Genomic DNA, 21805 nt, shown 5'->3' with positions numbered 1-21805 from the left:
AATTAGGTAAATGAACTGTTTTCAGTTTGTACTCTTCGAATTTCAGACTATTAAAATGATATACTATGTATTGGTATGGCATAAGCCTCAAGGAGGATCTGCATGAACAGTCTGGAGCTCAAACCGCTTATTCACGTGCTTAACGAGTTGGAAACCCGCAGCTGCCTTATTGAGCAGCAGGGTAACATGATCTTGAATTACTATCGTGAACCTCAAATTGCTAACGAACTCTATAAAATAAATTCCTGCACCAAAAGCGTGATTTCTGCATTAGTTAGTATCGCTATGAACCAGCAACAGGGACCGAAACCGGAGACGCCGATCCTCGAATTCTTTCCCCAGTTGGCCACAGATAGTGATTCTCGAAAACATGATATTACGATTGAACAGCTGCTGACGATGTCCGCAGGCTTTAGCTGGACGGAGTTTGGCGGACAAAACTCTTTTCCTACCATGAGCAAAACGTCAGACTGGGTGCAATTTGTACTTTCACAGCCATTATCGGATGTGCCAGGCACGCGAATGGAGTACAGTTCTGGCTGTTCTCAACTTTTGGCCACCGTACTACGTCATGTTTCTGGACAAACAGTTGCTGAATTTGCCGAACAGCAATTATTCCAACCGCTCGGTATCGAAAGCTACCATTGGGAAACCGATCCTCAGGGCACTCATACGGGAGGCTTCGGACTGCATCTCAGGCCAATGGACATGCTCAAATTCGGGCAGCTTTACCTGAATGAAGGAGGCTGGGAAGGGCGGCAGATCATCCAAGCAGAGACGGTCCGATATTCAACCCGTCCGTTTCTCCCTGCTGCCAAACCACAAAAAGCATTTTACGGATGGCACTGGTGGACTTCTTCCTTTTCAGATGGAACAGATACAGGAAGTGAAACGGACTATTTTTACGCTCTCGGCTTTGGTGGGCAATATATTGTTGTCGTCCCGTCGTATGACATGGTTGTTGTCGTTACCGCCGATAAATTCAAAAAGAAACGGACTCCTGTGGATATTTTCCGGCAGTATATTGTACCGTTGCTACTCCAGCAGAATGGATAGGAGTAGATACCCAATGCTAAAAGTTGCAACTGGTTTTATCAAAAATCTGCATCAAAAAGGGCTTGCCTGTTGGATCAGGCAAGCCCTTTCTTTACATATAATCGCTACATTGTGACATACTTCATCCACTTTCTAGCGCCTTACCTAGCCCAAGTGAATCGTAAGCTCTTGCTGTCCACTGGAAGCTGGTGTAATAATTACACCCTGTTCTCCCGACTGGCTGCTGCCTTGCTCCACTTGAACAGCCTCATGGATACCGCGCAGGACGATCGACCATGGTTTAACAGCACCTTCTGCCTTCACCGTAATGATAGAATCCTTGCGGCTAGCAGTAACCGTTAGCTCTTCTTCCCCTGACGTATTCACGATAACCGTTCGAGCCTGTTGCCCCTCACCAAGCTCAAACAAATGAAGCGCCACTTGATCAGCATAATCATAATCCGGACGACTGTCCTCATGACCGATTGCCAACAGTGTGTTCGGCTTCACGAGCACAGGCAAAGTTGTAAAATCATAATGCTCGTTGACCCAACGACCACCTGACACGCTCTCATTCGTAAGTAAATTTGTCCACTGACCCTCTGGTACATAATACTGTACATTGCCTTCTTTATTAAAGATTGGGGCTACCAAAATGGAATCCCCCAGCATGTATTGCAGATCCAGTGTTGCGCAGGTTGGGTCCTGCGGGAATTCCAATACCATAGCCCGCATCATCGGCAGTCCCTTTACCGAGGATTCCACAGCAGAAGGATACAGGTATGGCATTAGCGAGCATTTTAGTTTCGTAAAGCTACGCACCACATCCACTGATTCTTCGTCAAATAGCCAAGGCACGCGATAGGATTCGTTTCCGTGCAGACGGCTATGGGAGGACAGAAGTCCAAATTGTACCCACCGTTTGTATACGTCCGGCGCAGCCGTTAACTCAAAGCCGCTAATATCATGGCTCCAGAAGCCGAAGCCGCTCAAACCAAGCGACAAACCGCCTCGTAAGGATTCCGCCATCGACTCATACGTCGACGAGCAGTCTCCTCCCCAGTGAACCGGGAACTGTTGCCCTCCGGCTGTAGCGGAACGTGCAAATAACGCGGCTTCATTTTTACCCAGCTTTTCCTCCAGCACATCAAATACAGCCTTATTGTACAAATGCGTATAATAGTTATGCATCTTCATTGGATCAGATCCGTCATGATATACCACATGGGTAGGGATGCGCTCGCCAAAATCAGTTTTGAAGCAATCTACCCCCTGATCTACCAACACCTTCAGCTTATCCTGGTACCAGGCGACTGCAGCCGGATTCGTGAAGTCAACCAGCCCCATCCCCGCCTGCCACATATCCCATTGCCACACGCCACCATCGGCGGTTTTGACCAGATAACCATTCTCCATGCCTTCATCAAACAAAATGGATTTTTCAGCAATATACGGATTGATCCATGCACAAATTTTGAGACCCTTTGCCTTCAATCTTTGCAGCATGCCTTCCGGGTCTGGGAACATGTCTTGATCCCACTGGAAATCGCACCATTGGTATTCCTTCATCCAGAAGCAGTCAAAATGGAATACCGAGAGCGGCAGATCTCGCTCAGCCATCCCGTCCACAAAATGATTCACTGTGGCTTCATCGTAATCTGTTGTGAACGAAGTGGTCAGCCACAAACCAAAGGTCCAGGCTGGTGGTAATGCAGGCTTACCCGTCAGCTTGGTGTAATTGTCCAGTACCTCTTTAGGGTTAGCTCCACCAATAATGAAATACTCTAACGATTCGCCGGAGATGCTAAACTGAACCTTTGATACATTTTCCGATGCAATCTCATAGGATACCTTTTCCGGATGGTTGACGAACACACCATACCCTTTATTAGATAGATAAAATGGAATGTTTTTATAGGCCTGCTCACTGCTGGTCCCGCCATCTTCATTCCAGATATCGACCACTTGGCCATTTTTTACGAACGGAGTGAAACGCTCTCCGAGTCCGTATACGTACTCACCGATGCCCAGCTCCAGCTGTTCCCGAAAAAAAGGCTGATCCTGCGGGTCTGTAATATAGCCTGGTCCCCGATGTCCGCTACCTGTGACTTTGCGATCCTCGACATAAAAGCCTACGTCCCAGCTCTTTCCACGACCGACTCGCACACTCAGATCGCCGCTTTTCAGTACCGCTGCGTCCTCATCCACCGTAATGCCTACCTCTGTTGGCAAGGTGTGAATTTCAAAATCCGGTCCCTGATGCACCCGTCCCTTATGGTGGTTTAGACGTACCCGAATGACATTCGGCATAGGCGAGCTGTAGGTCGCTTTCAGCAACGCTCCGTTCAGTGTATCTCCTTTATGCTCGATCCGGTGGGTTGCTGCATATACCGTCATGGAAGCATCGTCCGTCACGATATCACGGATTTCAGCAGGATTTTGTATTTCATAGCCCTTGCGAACCAACCAATAGCCATCAGTAAATTTCATCTATCTCTTCCTCCGTCTCGACTTTTATATTCCTTGTTCCCAAATCGCTTATTGGATTTTTTCGAAATCCTTACTATAATAATATTGATTTATGTAAGGGTTTACTTCTTTTATTTTGACGTATTGTATCAATATTTTGATGTTTTCTATATAAATCAGTTTGCAGAAAGGAATCATTGAAATGCAAAGGGAAATGTTACGAGAAAACCGCATTCACGGCAATCCCATGTATCCAGTCAGCGTATATCCGAGCGTAGAGCAATTGAACGGAAATAGTATATTGGAGTCCCATTGGCATGAGGAAATGGAGTTTATCGTAGTGGAACAAGGGACCGCTGTATTTCAGACGGATATGGTCTATACGGAGGTTAGCGAAGGTGAAGCCCTTTTTGTCAATAGCGGCGAGCTTCACGCCGGTTATTTACAAAAAAGTCCTCGCTGTGTATTTTCTGCGGTGGTGTTTCACCCCGACATACTGCACAGCCGCACGCAGGATACGGTGCAGACGCAGTTTATTGACCCATTTATCAGTAAAAAGCTTGTCCCTCCCCCCCACATTCGCGGCGTGCAGCTCTGGGAGCAAGAGGTGCTGGCTGCATTGCGATACATTATCACCAGCCATGAACAGAATGCGCCTGCCCGTGAACTGGCGACCAAGGCACAGCTCTATAGCATGATCGCCTGCCTGTACCCACACATGACCCCCGCTAACGGAGAGGATGTGATTATGGCGGGTCAACGCAACAAAGTTGAACGGATCAAAAAAGCGTTGGCGTATATCAACAGTCATGCTCATGAGCCTATACGTTTACGGGAAATCGCAGATGAGATTGGAATGAGCGAGGGACATTTCTGCCGTTTTTTTAAGCAGATGGTTCAGAAAAGCCCGGTAGAATATATCAACTATCATCGGATTCAAAAGGCTTGCAGGTTGCTGGAGCAAAGTGATCGCAAAGTGGTTGATATTGCGCTGGATGTTGGATTTGACAATCTAAGCTACTTTATTGCGACCTTTAAAAAGTGGAAAGGCCTGACCCCTTCGCAGTACCGTAAGCAGCACGAAGCAGATCAGGCGCTTGCTGTCCCTTATATAACAGACTGATATGCATAGGATAAATTATTTGTTTTTTTTGGGCTTCATAAGTACTAAAATTATTTTTCTTCCTCTTAATTTAGTAAATATGTAGCCAGCTACACCTCCTAAAACAGAGGGAATTAACCACCCTAACCCTACATTATATAATGGGAGAAAATGGGTGAAAAAATCATTAATTACATTAATTTTTATTCCAGCAGCATTCAAGCCATCAAATAAACTAATGATAAAGGTTAATATCAAACTGCCTTGATATACTTCTGACTTTCCTTTAAATACGGGATGTAAAAAAGTTAAAAATATTAGAGAAATAGCAATAGGATATATTGCCATTAATACTGGCGTTGAAACCTTAATGAGCTGTGTTAAACCTATGTTGGCTACAAGGGTACTAAATATAGATAACATGAGAGCGACTCTTTTGTAAGAGACTTTTGGAAATAATCCATGAAAAAAGGAAGAGCAGGAAGTGATAAGCCCCACACTTGTCGTTAAACACGCTACTGTAATCATTAAGCCTAATAGAATAGATCCATAAGATCCAAAATAATAGGAGGAAACCTTAGCTAACACCTCAGCACCATTTCCTAAAATGCCCAGTTTTTCAACACTAGAAGCTCCCATGTATGAAAGAGACGTATAGATAAAAGCTAAGAGTATAACCGCAATTGCTATCGCTTTGCCACAAATGATCATCAGCTCTTTTTTTGTAGTAACCCCTCTATCCTTAATCGCATTCACAATGATAATTCCAAAAATAAAGGCTACAAGAGCGTCCAATGTTAAATAACCCTCTTGAAAGCCTTTAAAAAAGACATTGGATGTATAACCCTCCGCAGGTTCTTGGAATTTTCCTATTGGGTGAATAATAGCTACAATCACAAGTAATCCAATGAATGTCAATTTAATGGGTGTTAGGAACTTTCCGATGACATCAATAATTTTTGTAGGATTAAGTGACAACAAACATGCAACTGCAAAAAAAAGGATAGTAAATACAAAAAGTGCGACAGGATGATCTGCATTGTCTGAAAAAAAAGGCTTTACTCCAATTTCAAATGACACACTACCGGTTCTAGGAATTGCATACAAAGGCCCGATGGCTAGATAAAGGATTGTTGTAAAGACAAGACCGAATACAGGATGTACACGACTCGCTAAAGTTTGCAAATTGCTTTTGCCCGAAAAAACAAAGGCTGTGACGGCTAGTAATGGTAAGCCGACACCGGTAACCAAGAAACCCGCATTGGCTATCCATACATTCTTTCCGGCCATTTGCCCAAGCATAGGTGGAAAGATTAGATTCCCTGCACCAAAAAATAAGGCAAATAGCATTGATCCTATAATGATAATAAAGGACGTAGAAACACTTTTAGACATAATAAATCCTCCAACCACGAACTCACAACATTTTGTTTTTATTCGTTTTCTTTTAATTTTGTATACTATATGTTAATAGGAACGTAGCCAATTGTTGCATTCAAAGAACGGCATCTGATTGCCTAGAGTATGTTACTCTATATACGATCATCGTTTCAAGTAACTTTGTACTTGCAAAAATGAATCATTTCATCCCCTTGCTTTTGCAATTATGAGGCTACCCTATATTTCTCCTCCTACTTAGTGAGCTTAATGAACTATAAGAGAATTTTACACGTAGGACTTATTTCTTACAAGACATAGATGTAGTTACACACACCCGGTAGGTCTCGTAAAAGTTTTAAATTACTACATAATCTGCGGTTTAATCGAATCATCAACTGATTGTAATAAGCACAGGAAATCTTGGGAAAATGCCCTATGGAAGCAAGTGAATAATCCTTACAATTAATAGTACAACAATGCATATTAACGTTGAATACAATTTGAGCGGCTACAATTGAAGGGGTGCTTAAACATGACGAATTTGGCAAAACGCAACTATTGGTCTCTGAGTATTTTTAACTTCGCTTATCTATTTACATGGTCTGCCGCCATGTCTTTTTTTGTCATTTGGCTGGGACAAAGCCTGGAAATTTCAGAAACCTACACGGGATTTCTATACGCGGCTAATTCAATCGTCGCCTTGATCATGCAGCCTTTGTTCGGTTACTTATCTGACAAGCTGGGCTTGAGAAAACACCTGCTGTACATACTCTTTACAATCCTTTTGCTCGTCGGGCCCTTTTTTATCTATGTATACGGTCCATTGCTTCAAACGCAGTTCGTCATTGGTGCCATTGTTGGTGCGCTATTTATCGGCCTGGTATTTAATGCAGGTAACGGTGTCGTCGATTCGTATATGGACAAAGTTTCGCGTAAATATGGCTTTGAATACGGACGGGTTCGTATGTGGGGTTCACTCGGGTGGGCGGCGGCTACTTTTGTTGCGGGACGGGTCATCAATATCAATGTAAATCTGACCTTCTGGATTGCCTCCGTATCTGCCGTTGTTGCCATGATCTGCATCTTCCTGACCAAAGTCGAAATTTCTGGACAGGAGCAGCAGAAAACAGAATCGTTGAAGCTCATTGATGTGCTGCATCTCGTACGTACCACAAAGTTCTGGTTTCTTATGCTATTCATGGTTGGCGTGACCCAAATTTATGAGGTATATGACCAACAGTTTGCCACATACTTCGTATCGCAGTTCAGTTCCAAAGCAGAAGGAAATCAATTCCTTGGCGATTTGAGCGCTGTGCAGGTTTTTCTGGAATTTGTGTTCCTTTTCGTTACCCCTTGGTTTGTGAACAAAACGACCGCCAAATGGGCATTAATTATTGCCGGGTCGATTATGTCTTTGCGTATTATCGGCTCTTCGCTGCCATTCGGTTCTATATGGGTGGCTGCGATGAAGATGATTCACTCCCTGGAGAAACCGCTTATTCTGGTAGCCATCTTCAAGTACATTACCGTTAACTTTGACCAGCGCTTGTCCTCCACCATGTACCTGCTGTATTTGTTTATGGGCTCCCTGGTGGTTTCCATTTTTTCACCCATTGTCGGGCATATGTATGAAGTATTAAATTTCCCGATTACTTATGTAATTCTGGGTTCCATTGCAGGTCTATTCACCATCATATCCTGTTTTACACTGACAGCAGACAAGAAGAATGGAGAGCGGTATCTGGAAGAACGCCGTAAACAGTATCTGAAAAGAGCAACCAAAAAAGCTGAAGCAGTTCATTCGTAATCTAATGGTTTAAGCTTAACAGAACAGCGGCAGTCTAGGACTTTCTTCTCGTCCAAGGCTGCCGCTCTTAACTCCAGTTGATTTGAAGCTTATTTTAAATCTTGAATACCGACACCGTCTGATTCATCTCTTCCGCCCTCTTGGCAAGCATGTTAGCACCCGCAGACACTTCCTGCATGGATGCAGTAGTTTCCTCGACTACGCTTGCGACTGTTTGAGTAGAATCTGCTGCACGTTCGGAGATTTCAGCAATTTTCTTCATCGATTCCACCATAGAAACGGTCCCTTCATTTACGGATCTTGCTTCTACAGCCGCAGTGTCCACCTCACCGCTCACTTCTTCAACGGCACCTACAATCTCAGAAAAAACGTTACCTACGCCTTCGACAAGCATCATGCCTTCATTCAGAGATTGAACACCTTCATTCATTGAAATCACAACTTCATCTGTTCTTAAGGCAATTTCGTTAACCAGAGAAGAGATCTTGCCTGTTGCTTCACTTGCTTGTGCCGACAGATTGCGTACTTCAAAAGCAACAACCGCAAACCCTTTTCCCTGCTCTCCCGCCCTCGCAGCTTCTATACTTGCATTTAGTGAAAGCAAATTGGTTCGAGCTGCTATATCACGGATCATAGCTGTGATCTGTCTGATCTCCGCAGACTTTTCTCCTAGAATATTTACTACTTCAGCGGATTGAGTTACCTTGGTATGCACATCTCTTATTTGAGAAACAGTCGAAGACATTTGGGTTTTTCCGTTGTTTGCTTTTTCTTGTGCTTGGGTTGTGAGATTTGCCACATTCACAAAGCGATTGGTTATGTTCTCTACACTTTTAGAAACGTCTACCGTGTAATTCAGCGTTTCAGCTATGTCTACAAGCTGTGTCTGAGATCCCTCCGCAACCTGAGTGGCACTTATAGCTATCTGCTCGGTAGCAATGCTTGTCTGTTCCGCACTAGCCGTTAACTGTTCAGCCGTAGAGGCAACCAGTAAGGAATTATCCACAACTTCCTTTAAAAGATTGCGAAGTGAATCGCACATTTCATTAAAATCGGATGCCAGCTCCCCGACCTCATCTTTGGATCGGATACTAAGGGGTTCCACTTGCAGGTCCCCTCTCGTTACCAGCTTTATCTGTTCCGCTATCTTTAATATGGGCTTAGTGAACGATTGAGCCAGTAAAAAAGAACCGATAATTCCAAGGATCGTACATATGATAGTCAGAGAAATCATCAAAAGTCTACCTGAATGGTAAGATTGACTCGATTGATTAGCGGCATCAGTAGCGTACTGCTCATTAAGCAGCTTCAGTTTATTCACATCGTCCAAGGCTGCCTTATAAATAGAAGAATTCCCATGGATGATCATGTAGGCCATCACCTTGTCGTTTTCTTCCATGGCCGCGGAAACCACCTTTAGATGGCGGAGATACATTGCCCACTGACCATAAAAGTCGGTGAATAGTTCTTTTTCCTCTGCCGTGGAGGCTAAACTTTGATATTTATTTACACTCTTATCCATTGACGCTGTAGCTTGGGTTAGTTCTTCTTGATAAGTGCTGCGGACGGCTGCATCCTCTTCGAGTATCATTCGAACGGTGAGCCTATCGATTTCTGTAATCTGCTTATCCATACCTTGAAGAAGAATGACCGCAGGTAAAGACCTGTTATTTACCTTATCAGAAGCCTCCCCCATTTCCGACATCTTAATGACGCCTATAACACTTGAAAGGGACAGCACGATCACCAGTATGAGCGCTGCACTAATTATCTTTTTCTTTAACGTTAATTTAAACACCCTTATCTTCCTCCCGTGACTGGTCTCGTATCATCACTGCTGAGCTTTCCAATATATACGTATTTGGCGCAACAGCTCTGCCTTATCTATCTTTCCACTGATGTAGCTTTGGATAGATGCTCCTGTGATGCCCCCATGATCAGGTGGAAGGGTTGCCATGAACGGCAGCGTCTTTCCGCTCGACATATATGACTTGATCGATTTACTCAAAGGATCGGAAGGCACCATGTCAATATTCTTGAACGCCGGTATAACATTGGCCTTGTTAACCAAAAGTTCTTGTCCGGATTTTTCATATACCAGCCAGTTCAAAAACTTCTTTGCTTCCTCTTGCTGCTGAGGTGTGGTAGTTGTGGAGTCGATGAATATATACTTTGTCACACCGACTGTGATCTTAGCATTGTTAGGATCATCCGTATTATCGTTTAGCGGAAGAGGCAAGAAACCGTATTCCTCATTTGCCGTATCATTGCTCTTTATTCCATTCCAAGCCCAGTTGCCCATAAACCAAAGCCCTACCTTGCCCTCTCCCAAAGCTTTGGCTCCATCTTCATACGTACTGTCCAAAGGCAAGTGCTTATTGATGTTGTTATCCTTGAGCAGATCTAAAGTTTGTACCCATCCAGACATTACATTGTTCTGGGACATATCAATGGAGTTATTCTGCATACCTTTAACAAACTCCGGAAAACCCCCAGGTTGAACAGAATAAGACAGAGCTAAAAGATGAGAGCCGAGAGACCAGTCCATTGGTGAAAGCATGTCCGGTGCTACTCCCGACTTCTGAATTTTAGCCATTAATGAATTCAGGCTACTTCTACTTTTTACCGAGGAAACATCAAAAGCCCCCCCTGTTGCTTTGTCCAGTACTTTCTTATTGTAAATTAATCCGTAGCCTTCTACTGCAAATGGAAACCCCAGCACAGCATCATTTTTCTTGACGGTGTCAAGTCCATTTTCTATCGTATCGGCTACCCACTTCTCTTTACTTAAATCAATAGCTTTATCCAAGAATGTCTGCGTGTCGCCTGGATCAAGCATCGACATGGTAGCTGGACTTCCTGAGCCATACATCGACATCAGCTTTTGATATGCAGACGTCCCCTCAGGAGCGGTTATAATCTCTAAAGATACTTCAGGGTGCTCTTGATTGTATTGTTTTGCTACTTCCTCTAACTGGGTTTTTATTTCAGATTTAGAATTCAAAAGTGTAATCTTGGTCGTCTGCTGTGATAATGGTGAAGCTGAACAACCTATAAACATAATTAAACATGCTAGAGAAATCGCAACTTTTAGCTGTTTTCTCATTAACTTCCCCCCTAAGGATTTGCTTTCATAAAATTTATGAACAATATTCAATGTTATCGACATAATCCTTCGCGAAGGTTAGAAGTTTTTCGTTGGTAAATATCGGAAGTTAAATAATAGTACAAACAGGTTGTTACGTTAAGTTAACAGACATGACAGCACAACAAATTTTATCCAATCGCGTCTTAATATGGGGAAAAGTTACTTCACAACAAATTTAATCAAAAAAGGGACAATCATTTATGAACAAAGCATTCTGTTGGGTTTTTCTTGCAATCTTTTTATTTATTTCATCATCCACTACTTATGCAGCAGAAAATCAAATCAAAGTTGACGGTGTGACGGTTACATCCGATGTGACGCCCGAAATGAAAAATAAGCGCGCCATGGTGCCTCTACGTGTTATTAGCGAAAGTTTGGGGGCTAACGTCGAATGGTCCGATTCCGAGGTTATTCTCGCTAAGAGTGATGTGAAAGTAAAGTTAGCAATAAACAAAAGCACAGCGGAGAAAAACGGTAAAAAGATACTGCTAGATGTAAAACCATATACGAAAAATAATCGCATATATGTTCCACTTCGTTTTTTAGCAGAGGCGTTTGGCTGCAATGTCAATTACAGCAACTTTACAGTGACTGTGGATACTAAACCATTGCTCATCAACGGTGTACAAGTAAAGGCGCTTCAACAGGAATACCATATGACTTTGGGCGGCGTAGTTCAGCAAATTCATGGCAATTCATATAACAAAACCATTTATAATATTTTCACAAAAAACAAAGGTGAAAAGGTCGAAGCACCTGAAAACTATTCTTGGAGCTTCACTATTGACACACCTGGATCTTATTATAAAAATGCACAATACGATTTTTTAGACCAAAAAGGGAAAAGCTTAGTTCGTTTTGATATTTATTCTTTAATTAGTCCTGTTCCATCTGAACTTTCAACAGAATATCCAGAGATTTTGATTCATGACGTATCGAAAGATGAGTGGTATTTGTTTAACGATACCGCAAGAAAATCCATTAATCAGTTAATGGATACCGCTGGGAAGAACGGTTTTCTGAAGATTATAAGTAACACAGTTGTATAATGTGATTTTTTCTTACTACACTTTTTCGTCTCCGAAAGATAAAAGGCGAATTCCCAGCTGAACATAAGCAGCACAGGAATTCGCCTTTTTTAACCGCATATAAGCTGAACTCTTCATTTTACATAGAAAGTGGAATGACGGTTATTTTTCCATCTGTAACATTTCTGACTCATAGGACTGAAAAGCATTTTCCATACCCATCACTACATCTTTAATCTTCATGTATCCTTTGGTATACGGCTCCGAATCCCGAATTTCTTCCCACATATAGTGATATTGCTTCATGTCCTCCGTTTCGCATACTACGAAATCGGTGTAGTCCTTTCCAGGCAGTGCTTCTGCATCAAAAAAACGAACCTGAACATGTTCGCTATATTTTTGAATGGTAGCCTGCAAGGCCCCCGCATGTTTTCGACGTTCCTCCCGAGGTAGAGCCAACCAGGTAGGGTAGAACTCCAATAATACAATCATCATATAACGCATATGCCTTATCTCCTTTTTTGTTGAAGCTTGAATGATTTATCGTTATTGTACGTTGCTTGACTACAAAGTCGCATTAACATAGGTTAACGCGGATCACTACGCAGCAAACGACTAAGTGATACAGGGGAGACGCCTATGTACGAAGCTATATGATATTGGGCAACTCGTTTGTCCAATCCGGGGTATTTGAGAAGAAAAGCATGATAACGCTCCTTAGCGGAAAGATACAATAATTCGCGCTCCCGTTCCTCCTTTCGAATATAAAGTCTTTCTACACTTTTACGGACGAATCTTTCCCACATATGGCTTGTATCCATAAGCTCCTCTAATACGTGATATGGAATTTCAATGACAACCGAATCTTCCATTGCCTCAATCGAAAAAGTGGATGGTTCTCCTTGGATCATAGCCCCATAAGAGGTTACGTAATCATCTTCTGGCGAAAAACCGACATTATATTCTCTGCCATCTGCTAATGTATAAAATAAACGGAATAATCCCTCTGAACAAAAATAGGCATGTTTCACAGGCTCACCCGTTTCAATGAGAACCGTTCCCTGCTGAACATGCTTCACACGGGTTTGCTCTACAAACCTGTTCCAATCCTGCTCTATAATCGAGGCATGATGAGCCATTTTTTCTAGTGAACGATAATAGGGATACATCTGCCCACCGCTCCTTGACTTTTATAAAGAAATCGAAGATATTTTTTTGACTTCGTGTATGAAAAACAGGGGTTATCCCTCAGATCTGGACAGACCTGCAGGACAACCCCCAGCGACGTGTTCTATCAGACTTCCGCAGCATCCTCTTCCACAAAAAGAGATACCTTGCGGATGCCATCCGCTCCGATCACGACAAGCCCCTGATCCGACAGACGGATTTCAGGGATAACGACCAGTGCGAGCAGTGACAGTGTCATCAGCGCGTTGTTCAGCATGCAGCCGGATTGCTGAAGCGCCCGGCTGATACTTTCGGACTGCGCAGCTACCTCCGCAAACGGAGCTGGGGACATCAGCCCGGCGATAGGCAGTGGGAAGCGCGTCTCACCCGAGGCGGATACGACGACCACGCCACCACGCAGGGCAACAGCCTGCTTCGCCGCCTGGGTCATGAGCTCGTCATCATTACCAATGACGAGCAGGTTGTGACTATCATGCGCGACGGTCATGGCAATCGCAGCCGGCTCGGTGAAGCCGACACCGGTCACAAGTGCGACCGCGTGACTGCCACTGGCATGATGTCGCTCGAAAACGGCGATTTTGCACAAATCCTGCGCAGGATCTGATGCAACTTCACCATCACGCACCGGAACGGTCATCCGCACTTCCTTCGTGTCCACGTGATTTTCCGTAACACGAATCACCCGTACGGGTACGTTCCCCTCCTGTACTGGAGCCGCAATGCGGAAATCTGCTGCACTCAGCTCTCGTCCCAGATGGACCGTGTCCATTACTTCCGCAGGATAAACGAATCCGTCCCAATCGGCGACCATTTGACCGTGCTCGGCCACCAGCTGGCCCGCTGCGATGGTAGCCGTCACATTCACTTCGGCCAATCGGCCATCAAGCAAAATAATGTCGGCAATCGCACCCGGAATGATCAAGCCGATGTCCCGTGCCACGCCGAAGCGCTCTGCCGTATTCAGCGTAGCCATCTGAAACGCGGTTACGGGCTTGACGCCCTGTGCAATGGCATGACGCACAACGAAGTCCATCTGCCCTTCATGGAGCAAGGATTCTGCGCTGCGGTCATCCGTTACCAGCATCATGCGGCGCGTGTCGAGACCCATTTCCGTGCTGGCGCGGATCGTCTCGGCCACATCATGCCATGCGGAACCTTGCCGCATCTTGGCATACATGCCGAGCCGGATACGCTCGGCTACATCCTCGGGCGTGACACACTCGTGGTCGCCCGAAATTCCCGCGGCTGCATAGACCGGCAGCCGCCAATCATCGGAGGCCCATGTAAAATGGCCATCCGCCACCTTGCCCGCGCGCAGCGTGGCCTGAATTTCCCCGATCATCACATCGTCTCCATAGACGACACCAGGGAAATTCATGACTTCGCCCAGCCCGATCATATCCGGGCCCCAGCTTAACGCTTCTGCGACTTCCGCCGGGCCGAAGGAGGCACCCGTCGTTTCCAGCTCCGGACCTGTGGACGGCACGCAAGAAGCCACCTGCATGTAAGCTGCCAGCGGTGTCGTGCGGGCTTCGTCCAACATCAGACGAAGCCCTTTTAGACCCAATACATTGGAAATTTCATGCGGGTCAAAAAAACCACCCGTCACTCCCAGCGGCAGTACAGCCTTAGCAAACTCAGTTACCGTAAGCTGCGTGCTTTCGATGTGACAATGTCCGTCCAGTAACCCTGGTGCCATATAGCGGCCTTCCGCTTCAATGATTATGGTGTCTTCTCCAATCGTATGACTGACGTCCCTACCGACGTAAGCGATACGAGAACCTTGCACAGCAATAGACATGCCCGGCAGCAACTCGCCCGATACCACATTGACCAGTGTTCCTCCGCGGATCACCAGTGATGCCTTGCGCTCCCCTCTAGCTGTAGCTACTAACTCGGGTACACACTCCGCCAGTGGCGGGCGTTGAAATACACTCTTCATGTCCATTACGTTTGTAACCTCCGTTTATGCTTCTTACCTGTTTTGCTTATTTGCTTATGTTACTGGAATACGCTCCATAATGCCAGCCAACTCTATATCTATTCAAACATCGCAACGGTTTCTAAGGCATTTGTCCCCAGCTGATTATCAATGTCCTCTCTATAAAACACGATCACTTTCTTCCACTTTGCGGGTATACGTATCCGAATCCCGTAAACTCACGAATGGCGTAATCTCCCCTATGCTATAAATATGCAGCAGATGCATCGCTCGCGTACATGCGGTATAGAACAGCTTGCGCTCACTCTCACGCTGGTATTGTTTCGCTGATCCGTCATAAATCAGGACCGCATCGAATTCCACGCCTTTTGCCAGGTAGGCTGGAATGATATGAATCCCCTTTTCAAAAGCGGGGGTTGTTTTCTTAATTAATTTTGGCTTCACTGACAGCTGTCCTTCCAGCGCTTCGTAGGCTGCCGCGCTTTCGTCAACATTTTTACAGATCACCGCGATGGACTCATAGCCTTCTGCCAACAATTCAGTGACATTCCCAGCTATCCGTTGATGCAACTTTTCACGTGAACGCACCTCGGTTACCAGAGGCTTCTCACCCTTACGGTTAAACGGTACAATGTGCTCTCCCCCAGCGACCATCCCCCGGGTAAATTCCACAATCTCCTGTGTTGAGCGATAGCTGCGTGTCAGGGAAATCATCTCGGTCTGATCTGCCCCATACAAGTCATACAATGGCTCTGCATCCTGAAGCACCGATGCATGGGCATAGATGGCCTGATTAAAATCACCCAGTGCCGTCATTTTAGCCTGTGGAAATAAACGCTTGAAGAACGCCAGTTGGAATGGGGAATAGTCCTGTGCCTCATCAATAAACACGTGACGGATGTTGCTATTGGAACGGAAGCCCAGCATCAGCTCACGCAAATATAAAAAGGGGGTTACATCCTCATATGCTAACTCCCCAGCCTGAATTCGTTGCAGGGTTTGCCGACTAATTTCACTCCAGCTGACGGGCAGCTCTGCATCATTCGCCAGTTGGCTCAACAGCGTCTCGTTCATAAACAGCTCGCTGTAGAGCCGGGTCGTATCTACGAAGCGAAGCGCCTTAATCCATTTGCGCAGAGGCTTTAAGCGGTCACTGACCACCATACGCGCCAATATTTCTCTTTCACGTGCAAAATCGTCGAAAGTATCGCCCTTATTCTTGGATTTACGGCGCATACGGTTATAGGCACGCTGATAATCCTCCGGCTCCATCAGATCCATCTGTTGATCCACCCATGGGGCGGAGCATTCTTCCTTACCAAAGCGGGCCAGCTCTTTAAGCATCCAATCCCGCAGCAGTTCCAATCGATTCGCCAGTCGCACCGTAGAGTCGAATTCATAAAACTTGCGTGCCATCTGCTCTACTGAAACCACCTCACGTCCCTGAAAGCGGATGGGTTTAAAACGCATGCCCTCCTGCTCCAAATACGCCTTGTAGCCTGTAATCACATGTAAGAACGTCTTAGACGATTTAAAACGGATACCTTCCATCCTGGCTTCATACCCAGGCAGTAACGACGCTGAAAGCACATATTCCAGCTGTTCAAAGGGATCTTCTAACTGAAACTCCCGGCCCAAACGCCGCTCCAAATATTCCTGAAACGTGGCCTGAAGCATATTTTCCTCACCCAATTCAGGCAATACTGTCGATACATAACTGTTAAACATCGGGTTAGGCGAAAATAACACGACCTGATCCGCTCGTAAGCGATCCCGGTACTTATACAGCAAATACGCTACTCTCTGAAGCGCAGCAGAGGTTTTGCCACTTCCTGCCGCCCCCTGAACAATGAGCATCCGGCTTCGATCATCACGGATAATGCGATTCTGCTCCCTTTGGATGGTAGCGACAATACTTTTCATTTGCGCATCCGAGCTGCGGCTCAATACTGCTTGAAGAAGTTCGTCTCCAATCGTCACCCCTGTATCGAACATAAAACGGATCTGTCCATCACGAATCGAGAATTGACGCTTAAGCGTGAGCTCCCCATCCATCTCCCCTGCCGGAGTTTTATAAGAAGCGGGACCCGGCATGTTATCGTAATAAAGATTGGAAATAGGCGCACGCCAGTCATAGATCAGAAATTCCTCATCTTGATTATCAAGCAGGGAGGCAATCCCCAGATAAACACGTTCCGCAGTCTGCCCTTCCTCAGCAAAATCAATGCGTGCAAAATACGGTGAATCAAGCAACTTTTTCAAACGACCTAACGCCTCTGTGGAATGCTTGTGTCTTCGTTCCCGCTCAGACAAAATCTCAGACTGCTGACGCAAACTAGTGGACGTCTCGCCCACATCATCCGCCTCACTGAAATTGATCGTTACCTCATCCCAGAAGTCTTTACGCATATCGACGACATCTCCGCGCACAGAACCAACCTCTGTCTCTAGCTTCCGAATACGCCCGCTAATTACTGCGGTCACATCTTCTACTCTTCGTTGTTCTTCATTCCATTGTTGTTCAGTAGTCACTGGCATCGCTCCTGTTCCGTTTCCTCCTGCTCCACGCAGGGCTCCCTTGCGTACAAACTATGCTCTATTATGGACCCGGACATACCCGCGGCATCCCCCTGATCCGGGAAAATTGACTAATCCTTTGAAGCATGCTATAATGTAACAAGAAATGTAATTCACAATTTATGCATATGGTTTTACCATAAAACAGAGCATTCTCTATTGTAGCAAGTTCAGTCCCTGTTCGCAACCAGCGGGCTTTTTTTGTGCGTTCTGGCAACCTTCTATTAACCTGTTCTGACATACTTGAATTCATTACATAAAAAAGCGACCGTTCATCTGATTGATGAATGCGGTCGCTTTTCTTTTAGGAAATTCGCCTATCTGCTCTCTTCCACAGGATGAATATGATCGGCCAATCTGCTCAACCTCTCCAGCTGATGACCATAGTCGTACATCGCCGCAGCCACAATAGAAAGCCGCAGCATTCCTTCCTGACAATGGTCAAAACGTGTAATCGCATGCTTCATAAATTCGCCGTTCGCCTGCTGGAACAATTCACTTTCGTCCTCATTCGGTTTTAGCTTATTTTCGAATTTCAGTAGAGCGTGCTCGTGAAAACGAATCAGCAACTCCAGGTGACTGTCAAAAAAAGCATCCGTTCCCTTTGGCCGTAAAGACTGGAAGTAGTGCCTTTCCACCGCATCCAGTACCTCATATCCTTTGTGTAAACTTCCGAGCATTTGTTTGTATACTACCATTTGTCTCGTTTGACTAAACTTGGAGCGCTTGAGCTTCTTCTGCTCTTCCTCGAACAAATGATATTTGTCCGACAGCGATTTAATGGCTCCCTCTAGATTTCCTTTTTCCTCTTTAAAGACAGACTCCTTAATCTCATCGGAAATGGCAGTACGCAGCAGCAAGGACATGCTGTTAAAAACATTTTGAATCTGATTAATAAACTGCCTTTTCGGTTTCGGGGGAAAAACGCTAACATTGATGACAAAAGCAGACACAATCCCAATCAAAGTGAGCGCAAAGCGGGTCACCGCAAATTTCCAGTCCCCTGAGGCTTCCATTACAGAAACAACGGTCACGAGTGTCAATCCAACCGTATCAGCCATATTTATTTTCAGACATATCATAAGTACCAATACACATACGAGTCCGACTGCAATCGGCTCATTCGAAAATACCATTCCGCCCAGCAATGCCATGATTGCACCTAGTGTGCTTGTTTGGAGTTGATCCAGAAAATAACGCCACGACCTATATATCGACGGTTGCATGGCAAAAATAGCGGCTATCGCTGCCCCCACAGGCGAATGGGTGTTCAAAAGCGTGCTCAGAAAAAGGGCGAGCGTCACTGCAATTCCCGTTTTCAACACCCGTGCTCCAAAAGCCAAAGCCATCCCTCCTGCTTACCTTTCAAATTTATTCATACCGAATTACTATAATGAAAATTCAATGTAAAGTCCATGCTTTATTATTACCCAAAACAAGCGAAGATCAGGAATATTTATGAAATGTACAGTTCCTGATAGAATACATATCAACAGAATTAACTTATTTGCAACAACGTCACAGGAGGAACTCATCGTGTCATGGATTAGCAAAATGTTAGAAGAGCCCCGAAAGTGGCCACGCAATATCCGATTGTTTTTTATGGCCAATCTGCTGTACCAGATGGGTACAGGAATGTTTTCTGTGCTGTATAACCTGTATATCCAAGGGCTTGGCTTTGATGATGATATGAACGGCCGGGTGGTCAGCATGCAGGCGTTAGCGACGGCGTTGCTGTTCATTCCGGTCGGATTTTTGGGGGATCGCACAAGCCGCAAAAATATGCTGGTCATCGGTGCATTATTCAGCGGCCTGGCCTTTCTCGCCCGTACCTTTACAGATACCAGCGGAAGCATGTTGGTATTTGCCGTAATCTCAGGTGTATTCGCCGCCTTTATTCAGGTGCTGGCCGTGCCTTTTTTAGCAGAAAGCATAAGCAAAGCCCAACGTTTAAAAATATTCAGCTATTACTCAGCTCTTGTACTGGCAGCCCAAGTCCTGGGCAGCTTCGGGGGTGGCGTACTCGCAGATGGGCTGCAGACGTGGGGAATCACACCGCTATCCAGTCTGCGGGTTGCTCTGTTCCTTGGAGGAATGGCAACATTGACTGCTTTTATTCCTCTATTGTTCATCACAAAAACTACGGCAACCGTAGAAGCACTAGCTCCTGCCGAATCTTCATCTCAAACAGAACAAGTACAGACGCCGCACAGTACATCCGATATCCCTGCCTCGGAGACACCTACTGCTGCTTCTGATCGCCGGGTTATTGGACAATTTGTTCTGGCCCAGTTTTTTCTTGGACTGGGTTCAGGTCTGGTCATCCCGTATCTTAATTTGTATTTTACGAACCGCTTCTCCGTATCGCTCAGCGCAATGAGTTTACTGATTGCACTCGGCCAGCTCATGACCATCCTCTCCATGTTGATCGGACCTACCCTCGGCAGCCGAATTGGTCTAGTCAGAGCTGTAGTTGGCTTCCAACTGCTTTCGCTACCGTTCCTTCTCATTACAGGCTTTACAAACGTGCTATGGATCGCTTCCATCAGCTTTCTATTCAGGCAAGCGCTCATGAATGCAGCTAATCCGCTGCAAACCGCCATTCTCGTCGAACGTGTGTCAGATAAAAATCGTGGCATTGCCAACTCCATTCTCCAGACGACCTGGATGCTAGGCACCGCAGGTATGGGACCTGTACAAGCCTATCTGGTTACAACTTATGGCAACTACTGGGGCTATGCCATCACATTTAGCATGACAGGTGTTTTCTATATTTTGTCCTCCCTCGTCTATTACAGGATGTTTCGAGAAAAGCGTCCGTCCGCGAACCAGCTTTTACAAAACCCGGCAGGCCCGTAAACAAAATCATGACACAATAAAAGCCGGAGCCTCCAAGCGGACTCCCTTGGAACGTCATAGGATAAATGAGAATGGCGGAGGAGGAATGAAGGCATGCTTCGAGTTGCATTATTTACGGACACGTATACGCCTGACGTGAATGGCGCTGCTCTGACCCTGGAACGATGGATTGGCTATCTGGAGACACATGGAGTATCTACGCTCGTCTTCGCACCGGAGGCAGACCATCATCTGCCCTCTGGGCCGGGTGTAGAGCGATTTCGAAGTATTCCCTTTTTGTTGTACCGGGAATGCAGACTTGCGATCCCCAACGCCAAACAGATCAACGAGCGTCTGTCAGCCTTTTCCCCGCATTTGATTCATGTCGCTACTCCGTTTAACCTTGGCCTGTATGGAACAAGCTACGCAGCCAAACACCATATTCCACTCGTTGCCTCATATCACACCCACTTTGATAAATACCTTGAATATTACAAGCTTCGCTGGCTTGAACCTGCGTTATGGAAATACATGCTCTGGTTTCACAGACATTGCGAAAGGGTATATGTCCCCTCTCAATCAACCATGGAATTGTTGCGCAATAAAGGAATGGGGCAGCTCGAAATCTGGAGCAGAGGCATTGATACCGACCGATTTCAACCAAAGGTGGACCGTCATGCAGTATGGAAGAAATGGGACGTTCATGCAGATGCATTTGTTATTTTGTATGTGGGCAGGCTTGCACCAGAAAAGGGGATAGACACGTTACTGGATTCCTACCTCCAGTTACCTGACGACGTCCGCGCAGCCTCTGTGCTGGTCATTGCAGGAGATGGTCCATTATATAAGATCAAAACTGCAGCGGATATAGGGATGCCGGAGCATGCACTCCACTGGCTTGGTTTTGTGAAAGGGCCGGAATTAGCTGAACTCTACGCCGCAGCCGACGTATTTCTCTTCCCTTCCACCACGGAAACCTTCGGCAACGTAGTACTGGAGGCTATGGCGAGCGGTACACCTGTGGTCGGTGCCAATGAAGGCGGGGTAAAAGATAATCTAATCCATGGAAAAACGGGGCTATTGTGTCCTGCTGGGGACGCCTCTGCCTTTGCCAAAGCTGTACACCTGTTGTATGAGGATGCCTCACTTCGCGATGCTATATCCAGAACTGGTAGAGCCTACAGTCTGGAGCAGACATGGGACCGTATTTTTGAACGGCTACTGGACAGCTACATGGACGCAGCGACCCTCCATCTTGACAGCCATCCCATGACGCGAATGTAACTCTGAG

At 45.7% G+C, this 21805-nt stretch carries 15 protein-coding genes; 6 read left to right on the top strand and 9 right to left on the bottom strand.

The window, feature by feature from the left end:
- Positions 1–102: 102 nt before the first annotated feature.
- Positions 103–1056, top strand: coding sequence for a serine hydrolase (locus MKY35_RS09215; RefSeq protein ID WP_342446190.1), 954 nt, complete (start codon positions 103–105; stop codon positions 1054–1056).
- 144 nt (positions 1057–1200) lie between these two features.
- Here MKY35_RS09215 and yicI read toward each other — a convergent pair whose 3' ends face one another.
- On the bottom strand, positions 1201–3525 hold the full coding sequence (gene yicI, locus MKY35_RS09210; RefSeq protein WP_342446189.1) for an alpha-xylosidase: 2325 nt from the start codon (positions 3523–3525) through the stop codon (positions 1201–1203).
- Positions 3526–3706: 181 nt separating this feature from the next.
- Between yicI and MKY35_RS09205 the strand changes: the two genes are divergently transcribed.
- Complete coding sequence (locus MKY35_RS09205; RefSeq protein WP_340955142.1) at positions 3707–4627, top strand: AraC family transcriptional regulator; 921 nt, start codon at positions 3707–3709, stop codon at positions 4625–4627.
- Between the two features lie 15 nt (positions 4628–4642).
- Here the strand turns inward: MKY35_RS09205 and brnQ are convergent, their stop codons facing one another.
- Positions 4643–6001, bottom strand: a complete 1359-nt coding sequence (gene brnQ / locus MKY35_RS09200; protein WP_165147695.1) for a branched-chain amino acid transport system II carrier protein — start codon at positions 5999–6001, stop codon at positions 4643–4645.
- 517 nt (positions 6002–6518) lie between these two features.
- On the opposite strand from brnQ, the gene MKY35_RS09195 reads away from it, so the two are divergent.
- A complete protein-coding gene (locus tag MKY35_RS09195) occupies positions 6519–7793 on the top strand; it encodes an oligosaccharide MFS transporter (protein WP_342446188.1) in 1275 nt (424 codons plus the stop codon).
- Positions 7794–7887: 94 nt separating this feature from the next.
- On the opposite strand, the gene MKY35_RS09190 is transcribed toward MKY35_RS09195, so the two are convergent.
- Positions 7888–9591, bottom strand: coding sequence for a methyl-accepting chemotaxis protein (locus tag MKY35_RS09190; RefSeq protein WP_342446187.1), 1704 nt, complete (start codon positions 9589–9591; stop codon positions 7888–7890).
- Positions 9592–9624: 33 nt separating this feature from the next.
- Positions 9625–10899 (bottom strand): ABC transporter substrate-binding protein, encoded by a 1275-nt coding sequence (locus MKY35_RS09185; protein WP_029516777.1) that lies wholly within the window; start codon positions 10897–10899, stop codon positions 9625–9627.
- A 242-nt stretch (positions 10900–11141) separates the two neighbouring features.
- Between MKY35_RS09185 and MKY35_RS09180 the strand changes: the two genes are divergently transcribed.
- Positions 11142–11990 carry a copper amine oxidase N-terminal domain-containing protein gene (locus MKY35_RS09180; RefSeq protein ID WP_342446186.1) on the top strand — a complete coding sequence of 283 codons (849 nt, stop codon included), beginning with the start codon at positions 11142–11144 and terminating at the stop codon, positions 11988–11990.
- Positions 11991–12131: 141 nt separating this feature from the next.
- On the opposite strand, the gene MKY35_RS09175 is transcribed toward MKY35_RS09180, so the two are convergent.
- The 5 genes from MKY35_RS09175 to MKY35_RS09155 all read right to left on the bottom strand — a co-directional run bounded on the left by MKY35_RS09175 (position 12132) and on the right by MKY35_RS09155 (position 19025).
- Positions 12132–12473, bottom strand: coding sequence for a darcynin family protein (locus tag MKY35_RS09175; RefSeq protein ID WP_342446185.1), 342 nt, complete (start codon positions 12471–12473; stop codon positions 12132–12134).
- A gap of 83 nt (positions 12474–12556) precedes the next feature.
- Positions 12557–13138, bottom strand: coding sequence for a Crp/Fnr family transcriptional regulator (locus MKY35_RS09170; RefSeq protein WP_342446184.1), 582 nt, complete (start codon positions 13136–13138; stop codon positions 12557–12559).
- A 125-nt stretch (positions 13139–13263) separates the two neighbouring features.
- The gene (locus MKY35_RS09165; RefSeq protein ID WP_342446183.1) at positions 13264–15105 is read right to left on the bottom strand and encodes an adenine deaminase C-terminal domain-containing protein; all 1842 of its coding nucleotides are present in this window, start codon (positions 15103–15105) and stop codon (positions 13264–13266) included.
- A gap of 153 nt (positions 15106–15258) precedes the next feature.
- On the bottom strand, positions 15259–17637 hold the full coding sequence (helD, locus tag MKY35_RS09160) for an RNA polymerase recycling motor HelD (protein WP_342446182.1): 2379 nt from the start codon (positions 17635–17637) through the stop codon (positions 15259–15261).
- 356 nt (positions 17638–17993) lie between these two features.
- Positions 17994–19025 (bottom strand): aromatic acid exporter family protein, encoded by a 1032-nt coding sequence (locus MKY35_RS09155; RefSeq protein WP_175405266.1) that lies wholly within the window; start codon positions 19023–19025, stop codon positions 17994–17996.
- Between the two features lie 205 nt (positions 19026–19230).
- On the opposite strand from MKY35_RS09155, the gene MKY35_RS09150 reads away from it, so the two are divergent.
- Positions 19231–20535, top strand: coding sequence for an MFS transporter (locus MKY35_RS09150; RefSeq protein WP_342446630.1), 1305 nt, complete (start codon positions 19231–19233; stop codon positions 20533–20535).
- Between the two features lie 93 nt (positions 20536–20628).
- The gene (locus tag MKY35_RS09145) at positions 20629–21798 is read left to right on the top strand and encodes a glycosyltransferase family 1 protein (protein ID WP_342446181.1); all 1170 of its coding nucleotides are present in this window, start codon (positions 20629–20631) and stop codon (positions 21796–21798) included.
- Positions 21799–21805 lie beyond the last annotated feature (7 nt).

This window comes from Paenibacillus sp. FSL L8-0638 (assembly GCF_038593075.1).
GTDB classification, from domain to species: domain Bacteria; phylum Bacillota; class Bacilli; order Paenibacillales; family Paenibacillaceae; genus Paenibacillus; species Paenibacillus polymyxa_D.
Note: the sequence above shows the minus strand (reverse complement) of the source record. Positions and strands in the feature narration are given on the sequence as shown.